A 16,163-nucleotide genomic window follows, 5' to 3' on the forward strand; every position below is an offset into this window, starting at 1 on the left:
TTATGTAAAGAGACAGGAGTAGTAAATGTCAAAGAAAGTAGCAATTATTACAGGCAGTGGTAGAGGAATAGGAAAAGCAATTGCTGAGAGACTCGCGACAGAAAATTATTACGTTGCAGTAGTCGACATTGATGAATCTAGTGCTAAATATGTGAGTGATAGTATCAACGCTATTAAGGAAAACCAAGCCAAATATTATGTTTTAGATGTTGCTGATCGAAAATCAGTTTTTGATTTGGTTGATAAAGTAGTAGCTGATTTTGGGCGTCTAGATGTATTTGTTAATAACGCAGGGATTGCCTACATTGATAGCATTATCGATAGTGATCCGGAAAAAGTTGAGCGGTTGTTTGATGTTAACCTTAAGGGCACTTTTTGGGGAATCCAGGCGGCTGCAAAACAGTTGAAAAAGCAAGGGAGTGGCGGAAGGATAATCAATGCTGCTTCACTGGCTGCAGTGGAAGGATCTGCACTACAAGGCGCATATTCAGCTTCCAAATTTGCCATTAGAGGATTAGGTCAATCTGCGGCAAAAGAACTCGCAAAATATAATATCACTGTAAATGCTTATGATCCGGGTATTGTTATTACACCTTTGCGCGATTATATTGATCAGCGAACAGCACAAATTAAAAACACAACAGCTGAGATTCAAAGGCAAAGTGTTGTCAATGAAATTGCGTTAGGAAGAGCGGCTTTGCCTGATGATGTAGCCGATGTTGTATCATTTTTGGTTTCACAGCAGGCAAAGTATATTACTGGGCAATCGATTTTAATTGATGGTGGTATGAGATTTCATTGATGTTTTGTAAGTATTTCTAATAAAAAGTACAGGAAAGAGAATTTGAGATGGTAAAAAAGAAAACGGTAGTTATAGCAGCTGTTGTGGCAGGAATTGTTATTGTAGCAGGTGTGATTATTCATAGAAACACGGCGCAAACAACCGATAAGACGGAAGTGACGGTCGGATCAATAGGATCGGATGCCCAAATTTGGGAATATATTGCAAAACTACCAGAAACCAAAAAAGAAAATATCACTATCAAGGTTAAGAACTTCACTGATGGGGTCTCACTAAATGCAGCGACTGCACAAGGGAAAGTGGATGTTAATGCCTTTCAATCATACGCATATTTTGTGGCTTATAACAAGAATAATAGCTCGAACAAGTTGAGTGTTTTAGGGACGACATACTTAGAGCCTATGGGCATTTACTCTGAAAAATATGATTCTATCGACGATATTCCAGATGGTTCAACAATTGCTATTGCTAACAATGCAGCTAACACGGCACGTGGATTGAAACTGCTGGCAAAAGCAGGATTAATAACATTAAAAGATAATTTTGGTAGTCTTTCTGGCGTTAATGATATTAAAAACAACCCACACAACTTCAAGTTTAAAGAAATTGATGATACGACCGGGCCACGAGTGATTAAAGACAATTCGATTGCCGCTGCACTTATTGGAAATACAATCGCATTGGAAGGCAAACTGAATGTTTTGAAAGATTCACTTTACTACGAAAAAATTAACCAATCAACAAAGGACAATATTAATATTCTAGCCACAGCAGAAAAGAATAAGAATAATGCTAAATTTAAAAAGTTAGTTAAGTTGTATCATAGTAAAGCAGCTCAAAAATATATTAACAAAAAGTTTGATGGTACTAAAATCGAAGTTCAAAAGTCTGTCTCTTATTTAGCTGACTAGTTTATCATTAGAATTTCCAAAAGTAAGGAGTTAACATGGCTGAAATTTATGATTTGATTGTTATAGGAACTGGTTCTGTTGGCTCTAGCACTGGTTATTATGCCACTAAGAGAGGGTTAAGTGTTTTGGAAATTGATTCCGCCACACCGCCACATACTAATGGATCACACCATGGCGAAACTAGGATGATTCGCCATGCTTATGGTGAAGGTTCATCTTACGTACCTCTTGTATTGCGTGCGCAAGAACTATGGAACGAACTAAAAAGAGACACACAAGTTGACATATTTCATCAAACAGGAGTGCTGAATATAGCACCTAAGCAATCGAGCTTTTTAAATAATATCATAACTTCTGCTGAAAAATATGAGTTACCGATCGAAGTATATGATGCTTCTGAAGCCAGAAAAAAGTGGCCACAATTTACAATACCTGATCAATTCAGGGCGGTTTTAGAAAAGAACTCTGGCTATTTGAAATCAGAACTAGCTATTGATACGTATGTTAAAGAAGCTAAACGGTTGGGCGCTCATGAACAATTTAACACGCAGGTCATTTCGGTTGATAATGATGATAATGGATTTGTTCATGTGACCACAAATGCAGGTACATTTATAGGGAAATCGGCTGTTATAACTGTTGGTACTTGGGTTAAAGATCTGATACCCAACCTACCCATTCAGCCAGTTAGAAAAGTTGTTTCGTGGTTTGAAGCACCAAAACAGCTGGCAGAAGAGATCGGTTTTCCAGCATTTACAATTCAACTCGGTGACGGTACACATTATTACGGTTTTCCAGCCAATAAAGGGCTCATTAAAATAGGTCGACACCAGGGAGGGCAATATATCACGAAGCGAGAAGAACGACTTGACTTCGATGCCCTTAATGAGGATAGAACAGAAATAGAACCTTTGTTAAACAGTGTCTTGAAAACTGTTGGCAACTTGGATCATGGTGTGGCCTGCAGTTATGATTTGTCACCGGATGAACACTTTATCGTTGACGATTTACCAGGAAAGAAAAATATTCAGTTTGTTTCAGGATTAAGTGGTCATGGTTTTAAATTTGCTAGTGTGTTAGGCGAAACATTGGTTGCCAAAGCGTTAAATGAAACATTGGATTTTGACCTCTCACCATTTTTGTTATCTCGGTTTAATTCATAAGAAAATATTGAAATGCTTTAGTAAAATTAAATGATGGCGTGAAAAAAAGCAACTACTAATTTAAGTAGTTGCTTTTTCAATGTTCATGATAAATTTATAACAGTTAAAAATTTTGCTGAATAAGCATAAAGTTGCTAAAATAGAGGGTATGCAAAATCAGAAGAATTTTCTAACTGAACTATTAGTTACCGGACTTGGCGGTGCCATTGGTGGGGCTACGCGGTATCTTTTGGGATTAGTTCCAATAATTGGACCAATGCCAGTAATGACGATGTTAATTAATTGGCTTGGTACTTTGCTATTAGCAATGTTGGGCGCCTATCTAGCGAGTCATCGCAGTCGGTTAGAGCGGTGGCAGTCTTTCCTTGGTACTGGTGTTTTAGGTGGATTCACGACATTTAGCACCATGATTTGGCAAGTACATCAACAGTTATTCATTAGCGTAGCCAATGCTTTAGTTTATATGATATTAACTCTTGGTGGTGGTCTTATCATGTTAAAATTGGGTAACTACTTTGGCAACAAGATCGGTGAGGCACATGTATGACAATACTAGGGGTAGCCATTGGTTCGGCATTAGGTACAATGCTGCGGTATATTGTTCTGAATACGTGGTCAGCTAAGTCGAAATACTTTACTGCCGTATTCATTGTTAATATGGTTGGCAGTTTCGCGCTAGGTTATCTTATGGCTACAGGCGCAACCTATGCGATGCATAGCTTTTGGACGACGGGTGTAATTGCGGGGCTAACGACTTTTAGTACGATGATGACACAAAGCGGTCAATACACTCGTGGCCAACAAGCTTGGTACTTAGCTTGGCAAATCATTTTTGGTATGATTTTCTTTAGTGCAGGTACTGCGCTAATCACGATATTATGAAAGAATACCAAATTAAGTTGAACATATTAATGAGGACAAAATAATGAGTAAAATAGCAGTTATTATTGATTCATCTTCGGCAATGCCAGTAGCTATCCGCAACCGGTATCATATTTTTCAAGTGAATGATCCCATTATTTTTGGGGATGAAGTCTACAAGGAGACTGTGGATATTCATAGTTTGGGTGAACTTGTTAAAATGATGCAAGAAAAAAAGCAATTGGCCTCCACATCTCAACCGGCCCCTGGCGATTGGGAAGAAGCGCTGAACTTAGCTAAAGCATCCGGTTACAATCAGGCCATTTTGATTACGCTTTCATCTGGTATTTCAGGCACCTATCAAACAGCTAATGCAATTGCGCAATCATATGACGGTATGGATGAAGTTCGCGCGTGGGATTCAAAAATAGCAGTAATGGGTGCCGGTGTGCAAGCTATATTAGCAGCTGCCATGGCGGAGAAAAACCGTTCACTTGATGAAATTATTACATCATTAGAACAACTACGATCAACCATTGACGTTCGCTTCGTTGTCAATGATATTTCACATTTACAACGCACAGGTCGCTTATCACGCGGCCAAGCTTTAATTGGTGGTTTGTTGAATATCAAACCAATTTTGTCCATTGATGTTCAAGACGAAGGGAAAATCGGAGCTGTTGGCAAGGCACGCAAGATGAGTGGGGCTTTAAAAGAAATAAAAGAACCATTACGTCAGTCATTAGCAGAAGCTGATTATCCTGTTCGGGCCTATGTAATTGATGGTAATAACACGAAGTTAGGCGATAAATGGTTGAAAGATTTACAGTCTGAATATCCTACCGTTAAATTTGAACGTGGTGTGATTGGTGCATTTATTGGCGTACATACAGGCGATGGCGCCATGGGTGTAATCTGGGCACGTGATTGGGAAGATTTAATTTAATCGGTAATAAAAACCAGTATCAACCAAAATTGGTGCTGGTTTTATTGTATAATTAAGAATAGAATAATTTACGGGGTTTACTAATGCAACGATCAAGACGTTTTCAAATTGTTTATGAAGTGCTCAACGCGGTCACGCACGGATTTGGGTTCATTTTAGCTGTGATTGCCGGTGTAATGTTGATGATTCATGTGTTGAGCAAACCAGTTACCGCATTGACTTTAACTGCGGTTATCATCTATATTAGTACGGTTGGTTTTTTTCTACTTGCCTCAACGCTATTTCATTCGCTCGTGTTTACCCGTGCGGCAAAAATCTTTCAATTTTTTGACCATGCAGGCATATATCTTGTTATCTTAGGTAGTTACACGCCCTACACATGGTTATTGATTAAGGGCTGGGTTGGCTGGACTATTTGGGGCGCTATTTTAGCAATGACGATTGCCGGATTTGTTTATGATTTATTTTTTGTTGGACGATGGCCTTGGGTATCGGTGACGATTTATCTGGTCATGGGGTGGTTGATTATTCTAGCAATGCCTATTCTTTGGGGCGTTTTGTCGCATACCGCCTTCTGGTTACTTGTTGCTGGAGGCTTGACCTATTCGGCAGGAACTATTTTTTATCTTATTCCTAAAATTCCAATGGGTCATGTTTATTGGCATCTCTTCGTCTTAGGTGGCGCTGGATTAATGTTTGCTAGTATCTACATTTCTTTGTAAAAGCCGTTAGGCTTTTTTTTTATGACTATTTTCAAAATAATGATTACTTTATTAAAGTTAGTTGGTTGCGTAAATAAACTAACGGTTGTATAATGTATTTGTTGTAAGCGCTTCCAATATAAAAATAAAAGTAAGGAGAAATCATGTTGAAACGTAACCCTATCTCAAATAATTTTATTTATTTTTTTGGAGCCCTTGGTGGCCTCCTATTCGGATATGACACGGGTGTAATATCTGGTGCTATGTTATTCATCGGAAAAGAATTAGAAATTCAGACAGGATCTTTTGAAGATGGATTCATTACGGCATCTGTATTGCTTGGTGCCATTCTTGGTGCCGCAATTATAGGTCCAATGTCTGATAAACTAGGCAGGAAAAAACTTCTTTTATCAGCAGCGATAATTTTCTTTGTAGGTGCTTTGGGATCTGGAATTGGTTTTAATTACACACTACTGGTCACTTCGCGGGTATTGTTGGGTATCGCAGTTGGAGCGGCTTCAGCATTGATTCCAACTTATCTGGCAGAATTATCTCCTGCAGACAAACGTGGCGGAATAGGAACCTTATTTCAATTAATGATCATGACGGGAATATTTCTTGCCTATGTTTCAAATGAATGGCTTTCTCCAAGTGGATGGTTAGGACTCGATCAAAATGTCGGATGGCATTGGATGCTTGGATTAGCAGCAGTGCCGGCTGCCCTGTTATTTATCGGCGGTCTTTCGCTTCCAGAGTCGCCACGTTTCCTAGTCAAACAAGGAAAAATGAGTGAAGCCCAAAAGGTCTTATCAACCATGAATCCAAACGCAAAACTTGTAGAAGAAGAGTTATATGATATTAAACTACAAGCGAATATACCTTCCGGTGGTTTCAAGGAACTATTTGGTCCCATGGCACGGCCAGTGTTAATAATGGCTTTAGGACTGGCCATTTTTCAACAGGTTATGGGATGTAACACCGTATTATATTACGCACCAAAAATATTCATTTCTGCGGGGTTTAGTGAACATTTTGCACTCCAATCACATATTGTTATCGGATTATTTAACGTGATTGTTACCGCCATTGCGGTTAAAATAATGGATAAAATAGATCGAAAGAAAATGCTAACCTATGGTGCTATTGGTATGGTGCATCGCTGTTAACGATGTCAACAGCAATGCTTGTTCTTCGAGCGGGAAATGGTAGTGTTGGTTCATGGATATGTGTCATTGCTTTGACGCTCTATATTGCTTTCTTTTCGGCTACTTGGGGACCAGTTATGTGGGTTATGATAGGAGAGGCATTTCCACTTAATATACGTGGACTTGGTAACTCGTTTGGTGCCGTTATAAACTGGACAGCTAATTTTGCTGTGTCACAGTCATTTCCTATGCTTTTAATCGCTTTTACACCAGATCATGCTATTAATGCAGAGGGGCAAGGGATTGCTAAGCTCTTTATCATTTATGGTGTTTTGTGCTTTGTTGCTATTTGGTTTATTGCTAAATTTACAATCGAGACTCGTAATCGTTCATTAGAATCTATCGAATCAGACTTGAGATCAAAAGCCCATGCAAAAGGCTATCTGGAGAGTGACTATGTTGGGATAAAATAGCTGAACTCATACGTATTCTGAATTTTTACTCATTAAACCTATGCGCATCAAGCAAATATTTTGTACTGATGCGCATAGGTTTTTTAGTTTAAACATTCATTGCTTCATATTCCGGTGTTTGGACGCCAACTTGAAAGCATGTGTCGGTTACCGTACAATGGAGGTACTGTTAAAACTAATAGAAAACTATTTGAGGGCATTTCAGATGAAAAAGTCAGATCATCTAACTATTCGTGATCATAATCAGCGCTTAGTTTTACAAGCGCTTTTTAATGCTGACGAAACATCCCGGGCGCAATTAGCTATTGATTTAAACTTAAATAAATCGACAATCAGCTCTATTTACCGCGATTTGGATGAGAAAGGCTTTATTGAAAGCCTTGGTGATGGTGAAACTTCCGAGACAGGAGGCCGTAAAGCAAAGCTGATTCGGTTTAATCGACGTTATGGGTACGTCATTTCTTTTGATATGGGGCGACATCATTTGCGGACAGCACTGGTTCAGGTTGGTGGAGCAGTGATTATGAAACAAAATACTGCTGTGGACGGCATGAGCGTATTACAAGTAACTGAGCTAATGATATCTCAGATTAAAAAGTATAAGAATAATAAAAATGGTACCTTGAACGGGCTGATGGGAATATCAGTTGGTATCCATGGTGTCGTTGAAAATAACAAGGTACAATATTCCCCTTTTTTCGATTACTCACAACTAGACATGGCAGTAGAACTTGAAAACGTCAGTGGCGTACGTGTGGTTTTGGAAAACGAAGCCAATTTTGCGGCCACCTATATGCGCGATTATCATGATTATCGCAAGTCTGATCATTATAATAATATGGTTGTTTTAAACATTCACTATGGGATTGGCGCTGGGATTATAATTAATGGTGAGTTGTATCGAGGGATACAGGGTCGAACCGGTGAGATAGGTCGTAGTGTGATTGAAACAAGTACAGGTGAGACAGTTAGAATTGAAGATTTATATTCTGAAGATGCTATGTTACGAAGAACTGCCGAACGAACTGGGTTGATTGTTCAAGATAGGGATCGATTCATTCAACTGAGAAAAGAACAACCAGAGACTGTTAGTTTGTTGCTTGATGAGTGGGTTCGTGGTATTTCACGAGTGGCATTTAATTTAGTGCAAACACTGGCACCGGAAGCTTTATTCATTCATTCACGTTTTATTGCTGAAATGCCTGACTTATTAGAGCGCGTGATTGTGGCTTATCAAATGTTAAATCCAATCAATCAGTCCGAGATATTATTTGCAAATCACTCAGTATACGATGCAACATTATTAGGTGGGGCATCGAGCATTGCCAGAGAAGTATTAGATTTAGACGGTTTGTCGCTTAGTTTTAGGCTATAATCTTTTTGTGAAGCAGGACAGTAACTACGCTGTCCCTGCTTTTTTATAATTGTTACGTTAGTGGACCTAGTTAATAAGCTTGCATAAATTAATGAAAGCGTATACAATTATCATAGTTGGTTGGTGTAACCAACTATGATAATTGTATTAAATTAATACAGGAGGATAAGTACAATGGCAGAACTTTTTGATTTTCCCCAAGTAACATTTGTAGGAACACAATCATTACAAGCGGGTGATGGATTTCATTATTATAATCCAGATGAAATAGTTAAAGGTAAGAAAATGAGTGACTGGCTAAAGTTTTCAGTGACTTATTGGCATACAATGGACCAACGCTTAGTAGACCCATTTGGTGAAGGAACAGCAGTCCGGCCGTGGGACAATCAAGGTAAACCAGATTCAATGGAGCAAGCATTGGCGAAGGTTGATTATTTGTTTGAGTTTTTGGAAAAAACTGACGTTAATTACTTTGCCTTTCATGATCGTGATCTTGCACCTGAAGGTCATACACTTGCCGAAACAAATAAAAATTTAGATCAAGTTATTGACAAAATTGAACAAAAAATGCATGAAACAGGTAAAAAACTTTTATGGAATACTTCATCACTATTTACGAATAAACGTTTTTTGGCTGGTGGCGCAACTACACCATTTGCTGAGGTGTTCGCTTACGCAGCTGGACAAATTAAGCATTCATTAGATATTGCCAAGCGTTTAGGATCAGAATCATATGTTTTCTGGGGCGGACGAGAAGGTTACGACTTTCTATTAAATACTGACACCAAACGTGAATTAGATCATATTGCAGCATTTTTTAAGCTAGCTAAAGATTATGCAAATGAAATTGGTTATCAGGGACAATTCTTGATTGAACCCAAGCCCAAAGAACCAACACAGCATCAATATGATTTTGATGTGCAAACAACAATTGCTTTCTTGAAAACTTATGGATTAGAGGATACATTCAAGTTGAACTTGGAAGGCAATCACGCCTACTTAGCTGGTCACACGTATGAGCATGAAGTGAGATTTGCGCGAGAGGCTGGTTTGTTAGGGTCATTAGATGCTAACATGGGTGATAAGCTCACTGGTTGGGACATTGATGAATTTCCAAATGATGTTTATGAGGCGACCTTAGTAATGTATGAATTCTTGAAAAACGGGGGTCTACCAACTGGTGGTTTGAATTTTGATTCGAAAGCACGCCGTCAAAGTTTCCAAGCTGACGATTTGTTCTACGCGCATATTGCTGGTATGGATACTTATGCTGCTGGCTTGAAAGTTGCTGCTAAGCTAATTGATGACCAAGTGATTGAAAATGTTCTGAAAGAGCGGTATGCTTCATTTGATTCGGGTATTGGCGCTGATTTTGAAGCTGGGAAAGTTACCTTAAAAGAATTGGCCACCTATATTGAAAATAAAACAGATGAAGAAATCAACGCAACCCTCAAGTCAGGTCGCCAAGAACGAATCAAACAAACATTGAATAATTACATTTTTTCTGTACTTGGATCTTAAGATTTGAATGTGTCTTAAGACATTCAAATTGGTACGAGTAGTATAAATATTTTCAAAAGAGACTAGTTTAAACTGGTCCTGTACATAACACGGGTGAACTGTGTTGGGTTATCTTAGTAAAGATGAACAGAAAGTGGAGGCTAGACATGACAAAGGTAGTGCTTGGTATTGATCTTGGTACCTCAGCAGTGAAAGTATCAGCGGTTGATCGGCGAGGGAACATTGTTGCACAACAAAGCTTTGATTATCCTGTTACACAACCACAAGTTGGCTGGTCAGAACAAAATCCTGAAGATTGGGTCAATGGAACAACTGTTGCAATTGTTAATCTGATTTTAAAAGATCATATTGCGCCAACAGAGATTGAAGGAATTTCTTATTCTGGGCAAATGCATGGGCTTGTCTTGCTAGATGAAAACCATCAGGTACTGCGACCAGCAATTTTATGGAATGATACACGTACCAGCGCACAAGTAGAGGAAATTAAGAATAAACTAGGTAAAAAATTTCTTGATATTACCAGAAACTATCCTCTAGAAGGTTTTACTTTACCAAAAATTTTATGGGTTAAGGAGGAGGAGCCAGAAATTTTTAAGCAAGCGGATCTTTTCTTACTACCTAAAGATTATTTACGATATCGTATGACTGGTAAATTAGCCATGGATTACTCTGATGCAGCTGGAACGGTTGTCTTAAATGTTACTAAAAAGTGCTGGTCAACAGATATTGCAGAAGCGTTTGACTTACCATCATCTTTTTTCCCTGATCTCATTGCGTCAACTGATTTTGTTGGTCATATTTCAGAATCTTACGCGACATTTTCCGGATTGACGACACAAACTAAAGTATATGGTGGGGCGGCTGATAACGCCGCTGGGGCAATTGGAGCGGGTTTGCTCAAATCAAACATGGTCATGTCTTCCATTGGAACGTCAGGTGTGGTTGCAAAGTTTGAAGATAATGCTGATATAGACTATCATGGAGAAATTCATTTCTTCAATCATGCTATTCCTAACAAGTATTATTCCATGGGCGTGACGTTAGCAGCTGGTGACGCCAATTCTTGGTTTAAGCGTGTTTTTGGTAAAACACAAAGCTTTTCAGCATGGTTACGTGAAGCTGAACAATCAAGTGTAGGTGCCAATGGTTTATTGTTTACACCTTATATATCAGGTGAGCGAACACCATATCCTGATGCAGATATCCGTGGAAGCTTCTTAGGACTTGATCGCAAACATCAACGAGGCGACTTTATCCGTGCGGTTTTGGAAGGCATAATCTTTAGCTTCAAGGATATTATGACAATTTATGACCAACAAGGGGTTGACTTTGACACGATTATTGCCATTGGTGGCGGTGCAAAGTCACCACTATGGTTACAAATACAAGCTGACATATTTGGAAAGCGGGTCACAACGCTAGAAAATGAGCAGGGACCGGGATTAGGCGCCGCGATAATCGCAGCCACAGGATTGGGCTGGTTTGACAGTGTGCAAGAAGCTGCACAATCCTTCCTATCGTTTGGAATGGTTTACGAACCGAAGGCAGAAAATGTTTTGAAGTATCAGCAAATGTACAGCATTTATCAAACGGCATATCGTTCAACTGCAGAAATATCACACAAATTAGTTGCTTATCAGCGTAAAATCAGTTCTTAATTGAAAAAGAACTTTTAGGTTGAAAATATACTACGTTTTCTCAACTAGTAATTATCAAATCAAAAAAACCACTAAACAATTGTTTAGTGGTTTAATAGTGGTCAGCCAGGGGCTCGAACCCTGGACCCACGGATTAAGAGTCCGTTGCTCTACCAACTGAGCTAGCTGACCATAATGTCGTGTTTCACAACATCAAATATAATACCATGTGAAAATACAAAATGCAATAGCTAAGTATGATAAAATGAATATATTCTATATTGGAAGGAGATGCGTGGACTTTTGCACCATTTGTTCACGCTCTATTAGCATGTTTGATCTTATCAAAGCAATAATTATTGGTATCATTGAAGGCCTGACGGAGTTTTTACCAGTCTCTTCAACTGGGCACATTATCTTGGCAGAAGCACTGATGAAGATTCCTGGTGGCGATGTTTGGACAAAATCATTCAGATCAGTGTTTGATTATTCGATTCAATTGGGAGCCATCTTTGCGGTTATTCAATTGTACTTCGACAAATTGAATCCATTTTCATCTAAAAAAACAGATCATGAAAAATTCCAAACTTGGCGTTTGTGGATTCGAGTAATCGTTGGTGTATTACCAGCCATTGTGTTTGGATTTGCATTAAATGACTTCATGGATGCACATTTGATGAATTTCTGGGTTGTGTCAGCAACACTTATCATTTATGGCATTGCGTTTATTGTGATTGAGAACCGTCAAAAAAGCATTGTACCGGTAATTACTAATGTAAACCAAATTACTTTTAAACTAGCATTGTATATTGGTTTGTTTCAAGTGCTGTCAATCGTTCCCGGTACATCACGTTCGGGAGCAACTATCTTGGGTGCTATTATCTTAGGAGCATCGCGATTCGTGGCTGCAGAATTTTCATTCTTCTTGTCAATTCCGGTTATGTTCGGTGTGACTTTCCTTAAGATGGGTTCATTCTTTAGAGATGGTGGTTCATTCACGGGCATGCAAAGCATAGTAATGCTTGTTGGTTTCATCGTATCTTGGATTGTTGCTTGGTTTGCTATTAAGTTTATGATGAACTATATTAAGAATAATGATTTCAAGGTATTCGGTTACTATAGAATTATTATAGGCGCTATTTTCTTAGTTTTCGGTATTCTTGGCATCGTGGGGTAATAAAAAGCACAGGCAATGGCTTGTGCTTTTTTGTTTCATATTTTTATTCATAAAAAAATATTTAAAATTAAAATAAAAAGTGATTGACATGAGAAAATGCATAGTATATAATTAGTTCAACATATAACGTTGAAAAGATAAGTACTTGTCAAAATGATTGTATAGAGAGCTAATGTTTGGTGAAAGTTAGTATCAGGATGGCTAGGAAAATGGTCTTGGAGTTAATAGTGATGTGAGCAATAAGGTTTGTAAATATCATTCGGGTACACCCGTTACAGTGTCAGAGTATCGAAAGCATTGTCTTTTCTGTACTTGGTAAGTGTGTACTAGTGATAGTATGCAGAAAACGGGTGGTAACACGGTAACTTCGTCCCGCAGCTTTGATTATTCAAGGCTGCGTTTTTTTGTTGTATGAAATAAAGGAGAAATTGATATGCGCTATTTGTTAACTAAAAATATATTAGTTAGATTAAAGGGCTTAGGCATAGCTCATAGCCGAATGTGATTCTGTTTATTAACTTTAAATTAATATCATTAAGGAGATCACATGGAAAGCACGGGAAAATTATCCTTTACTAATAATTACAACTACGTTCCAGCGAGTTTTTGGTATCATTTTTCGGCAGCCTCAGGTGTAGAGCTGGATGCTTTTAAAAATCCTGAGATTATTGAAGGTAATATTTTAGGTACTAAGAAGTTAGTTGAGACAACCTCACCAGATTTTGTGAAATTAATGAGCGACGGCCTGTTTCATTACGAATTTAATTACCAAGATGCTGATGATAAAAGGGTAGTTTACGCTAATTTATCACCAATAGCGGATAATCATCCATGGTTGATAAAAACAGCAGATTTAGTTAGACGGCAAAAGCAGGTCATCGGTGAGCGAGCTTCATTTTATAATGTTTTTTCACCAACGACGTTACTTAAATGGGCACTAGTTAAAAATCCAGATGGACACTACGATAAAAGTAAAGCCGATGAAAAGCTTGCTGATATTATTTTGACAGATAGCGAAAATGTTCGTCAGGCATTAGAGGTGATTACACTAGATGTAATCAAGCAGGTGAAGGCTGCGGTCAATGCTGGTGCCGATGGGATCTATTATAGTACGCAAGTTATTCAGGATCCACGGCTAGGACATGCCGATTTTGATGAATTTGTCGCTGCGACTGATAAACAAGTTCTAAAGGCAGCAAATCAATTGTCAGATACAAATATCTTACATATTTGTGGTAATGGCGGCGCCAGAAATGCAATTTCATGGTTTGAAAATTATCCGGCATCAATTGTTAACTGGTCAGTTGATACGGAAGACATATCTTTACATGAGGGCAAAGAGATCTTCCCAGGGAAAATTGTTCTTGGTGGGTTTGGTAACACTGCGAAAGATGTTTTGTATCGAGGAACACAGTCTGAAATACAACAATTTGCTAAACGTTTAGTTCAGGAAGCTGGTGCCGATAATTTAATTATTGGTGCTAATTGTACGGTTCCCCGGGATATTGATCCTCAACATCTACAGTGGGCGATAGAAGCAGTTCAAAAGGAAAGTGAAGGTTTGAAAAGTTATGAGTAATCAACAAAATGTATTATTAGATTCAACAGAAAAAATACCGGTTAGTTTTTGGCGCCATTTCGCTGATGATGAAACCGTCGACGCATTAGAAAATCCAACAATTGCTACGATTAATATTCAAGGACATAAGGAATATGTTGACGACTTACGTCCAGATTTTGTGAAGTTAATGAGTGACGGTTATTTTAATGTTCCTTTTGACAATGTCACTGATCCTAAAAATATTGATAATTTAAGTAAAATTCAAGAGATACAAGATGATGATCCTTGGCTTACTGAACAAGTCAAATTAGTGCAAGAGCAGAAAAAAGTTATTGGTCAGCGTAGAGGTTTTTATAATATCTTTTCACCAGTGACGATTTTAAAGTGGGCACTCTATGATGCAGAAAGTGAGTTGCCTGCCAAGGGCGATGAACGCTTAACCGAACTGTTTATTCAATACCCGGAGGAAATTAAGCATATTCTAAATGTTCTAGCTAAGAACATTATCAAGCAAGTAAAGGCGGTTGTAGTACATGGTGGTGCTGATGGAGTCTATTACAGTACACAAGAATTACAGAGTTCAAAATATACTAAAGAATTGTTTGATGGTATACAAAAGAATGTTGATTTAAGTGTTATAGATGCAATTAAGTCTGTTAGTGATATTAGCATTCTTCATATCTGTGGTTTCAGCGGTACAAGTAACCACTTAGAGTGGTTTATAGACTATGACTTGCCAATTGTCAATTGGGCAGTGACAGTGGAAGGTGTTTCCCTCCAACAGGGACAACAAATATTTAAAGACAAAGTTGTATTGGGCGGATTTGGTAATACAACAGATGATGTATTATACAACGGGTCTAAAGACGAAATAGAGGCGGCTGTACAAGGATTATTGTCCCACGTTGATAAAAAGCGTGTTATTATCGGTGCGGATTGCACTGTTCCCCGCGATATTCCTGTGGATCATTTGAAGTGGGCGATTGCCGCCGTACATGAAAACGTTGTGTAACGAGGAGAAGAGAGAATGGTAAATAAAAAAGGGATTATTACTGCTGCGGTAGCCGTTGTCATTATTGGTGGTGGTTTGACTATACGTCATCTTAATGCAGACAGCAACAAGGCAGCAGCCAAAAAAGTAAGAACAATTAATGTGGCACATACACAAAACTATGTGCCATATGATTATGTGAAAAACGGTGTATCAAAAGGATATGAAGTTGATGTTTTGAAAGCTGTTGATAAGCTATTGCCCGATTATAAGTTTAAGTATCATCCAACATCAGATGAAGATTTATTAGTTGGCTTGGATTCAGGAAAATATGATGTTGGGGTGAAGGGTGCTTGGTGGACAAAAGAACGTGCCAAAAAGTACATCTTACCCAAGCAAGCGGTTGGTGCGTCTATCATAGGAATCACTTATCGAAAAGATGATAACTATAAGTCATTTGCCGAGTTTGCAAAGAAGTCAGGTAAGTTGGTACCAATTTCACCACAGAATGGTCAATACGCAGTAGTACAGGAGTGGAACAAAAAACACCCTAACGAAAAAATCACATTAAAATCAGCTGATCAATTTACTGTTGGTGATGCATATAACTGGGTATTGGAAGGCCGATATGATGCTTACTTTGATGTGAAGGTAAATTACCAAAATTCAGTTGTTAAGAGCAGTGGCGCTTACCATAGTTCAGCCGACAAATTGGCCTACACACCCTACAAGGGCATTAAGACTTATCCGATTATCAGTCGTGCCAATAAAGACAACTCAAATTTCTCAAAAGAATATGACCAAGCTATCAAGAAGCTACAGAAGAACGGAACGCTGGAAAAGTTGTCACAAAAATATTTCAAAGAAAATGTTTGGGACTTTGTCGGTGATAAATAAAG

General features: G+C 38.4%; 14 protein-coding genes, 1 tRNA gene, 1 pseudogene and 1 other annotated feature. Of the genes and pseudogenes, 15 read left to right on the top strand and 1 reads right to left on the bottom strand.

Annotated features, from left to right (window positions below):
• Positions 1-25: 25 nt before the first annotated feature.
• The 11 genes and pseudogenes from RHP64_RS00570 to xylB all read left to right on the top strand — a co-directional run bounded on the left by RHP64_RS00570 (position 26) and on the right by xylB (position 11,556).
• Positions 26-802, top strand: coding sequence for an acetoin reductase (locus tag RHP64_RS00570; protein ID WP_014324174.1), 777 nt, complete (start codon positions 26-28; stop codon positions 800-802).
• 47 nt (positions 803-849) lie between these two features.
• Complete coding sequence (locus RHP64_RS00575) at positions 850-1,713, top strand: MetQ/NlpA family ABC transporter substrate-binding protein (protein ID WP_010284863.1); 864 nt, start codon at positions 850-852, stop codon at positions 1,711-1,713.
• A 35-nt stretch (positions 1,714-1,748) separates the two neighbouring features.
• Entirely contained in the window at positions 1,749-2,876 is a 1,128-nt protein-coding gene (gene solA / locus RHP64_RS00580) for an N-methyl-L-tryptophan oxidase (protein WP_038534113.1), read from the top strand.
• Positions 2,877-3,024: 148 nt separating this feature from the next.
• Positions 3,025-3,423 carry a fluoride efflux transporter FluC gene (locus RHP64_RS00585; RefSeq protein WP_011679089.1) on the top strand — a complete coding sequence of 133 codons (399 nt, stop codon included), beginning with the start codon at positions 3,025-3,027 and terminating at the stop codon, positions 3,421-3,423.
• A complete protein-coding gene (locus RHP64_RS00590; protein ID WP_014324176.1) occupies positions 3,420-3,758 on the top strand; it encodes a fluoride efflux transporter FluC in 339 nt (112 codons plus the stop codon). Before RHP64_RS00585 ends, RHP64_RS00590 begins: the two co-directional genes overlap by 4 nt.
• A gap of 43 nt (positions 3,759-3,801) precedes the next feature.
• Positions 3,802-4,683: a DegV family protein gene (locus RHP64_RS00595; RefSeq protein WP_011679091.1), complete on the top strand. Its 882-nt coding sequence runs from the start codon at positions 3,802-3,804 to the stop codon at positions 4,681-4,683.
• Between the two features lie 83 nt (positions 4,684-4,766).
• A complete protein-coding gene (trhA, locus tag RHP64_RS00600) occupies positions 4,767-5,405 on the top strand; it encodes a PAQR family membrane homeostasis protein TrhA (RefSeq protein ID WP_002815718.1) in 639 nt (212 codons plus the stop codon).
• A 143-nt stretch (positions 5,406-5,548) separates the two neighbouring features.
• Positions 5,549-7,002, top strand: a pseudogene (locus tag RHP64_RS00605) (sugar porter family MFS transporter).
• A 205-nt stretch (positions 7,003-7,207) separates the two neighbouring features.
• Positions 7,208-8,377: an ROK family protein gene (locus RHP64_RS00610; RefSeq protein ID WP_025267671.1), complete on the top strand. Its 1,170-nt coding sequence runs from the start codon at positions 7,208-7,210 to the stop codon at positions 8,375-8,377.
• Positions 8,378-8,551: 174 nt separating this feature from the next.
• Positions 8,552-9,898: a xylose isomerase gene (gene xylA, locus RHP64_RS00615; protein WP_050895129.1), complete on the top strand. Its 1,347-nt coding sequence runs from the start codon at positions 8,552-8,554 to the stop codon at positions 9,896-9,898.
• 146 nt (positions 9,899-10,044) lie between these two features.
• Positions 10,045-11,556 carry a xylulokinase gene (gene xylB, locus RHP64_RS00620; protein WP_061514753.1) on the top strand — a complete coding sequence of 504 codons (1,512 nt, stop codon included), beginning with the start codon at positions 10,045-10,047 and terminating at the stop codon, positions 11,554-11,556.
• 98 nt (positions 11,557-11,654) lie between these two features.
• Here xylB and RHP64_RS00625 read toward each other — a convergent pair.
• Positions 11,655-11,727, bottom strand: a tRNA-Lys gene (locus RHP64_RS00625).
• A gap of 139 nt (positions 11,728-11,866) precedes the next feature.
• Between RHP64_RS00625 and RHP64_RS00630 the strand changes: the two genes are divergently transcribed.
• From RHP64_RS00630 to RHP64_RS00645, 4 genes are all read left to right on the top strand, one after another.
• Positions 11,867-12,712, top strand: a complete 846-nt coding sequence (locus RHP64_RS00630) for an undecaprenyl-diphosphate phosphatase (RefSeq protein WP_025267673.1) — start codon at positions 11,867-11,869, stop codon at positions 12,710-12,712.
• A 120-nt stretch (positions 12,713-12,832) separates the two neighbouring features.
• Positions 12,833-13,090: a binding site (T-box leader), on the top strand.
• Between the two features lie 169 nt (positions 13,091-13,259).
• Entirely contained in the window at positions 13,260-14,291 is a 1,032-nt protein-coding gene (locus RHP64_RS00635; protein WP_025267674.1) for a uroporphyrinogen decarboxylase family protein, read from the top strand.
• Positions 14,284-15,285, top strand: a complete 1,002-nt coding sequence (locus tag RHP64_RS00640) for a uroporphyrinogen decarboxylase family protein (protein WP_025267675.1) — start codon at positions 14,284-14,286, stop codon at positions 15,283-15,285. Before RHP64_RS00635 ends, RHP64_RS00640 begins: the two co-directional genes overlap by 8 nt.
• 15 nt (positions 15,286-15,300) lie before the next feature.
• On the top strand, positions 15,301-16,161 hold the full coding sequence (locus RHP64_RS00645) for a transporter substrate-binding domain-containing protein (protein ID WP_011679098.1): 861 nt from the start codon (positions 15,301-15,303) through the stop codon (positions 16,159-16,161).
• The last annotated feature ends 2 nt before the right edge of the window (positions 16,162-16,163 follow it).

Source organism: Leuconostoc sp. XM4, from assembly GCF_055698815.1.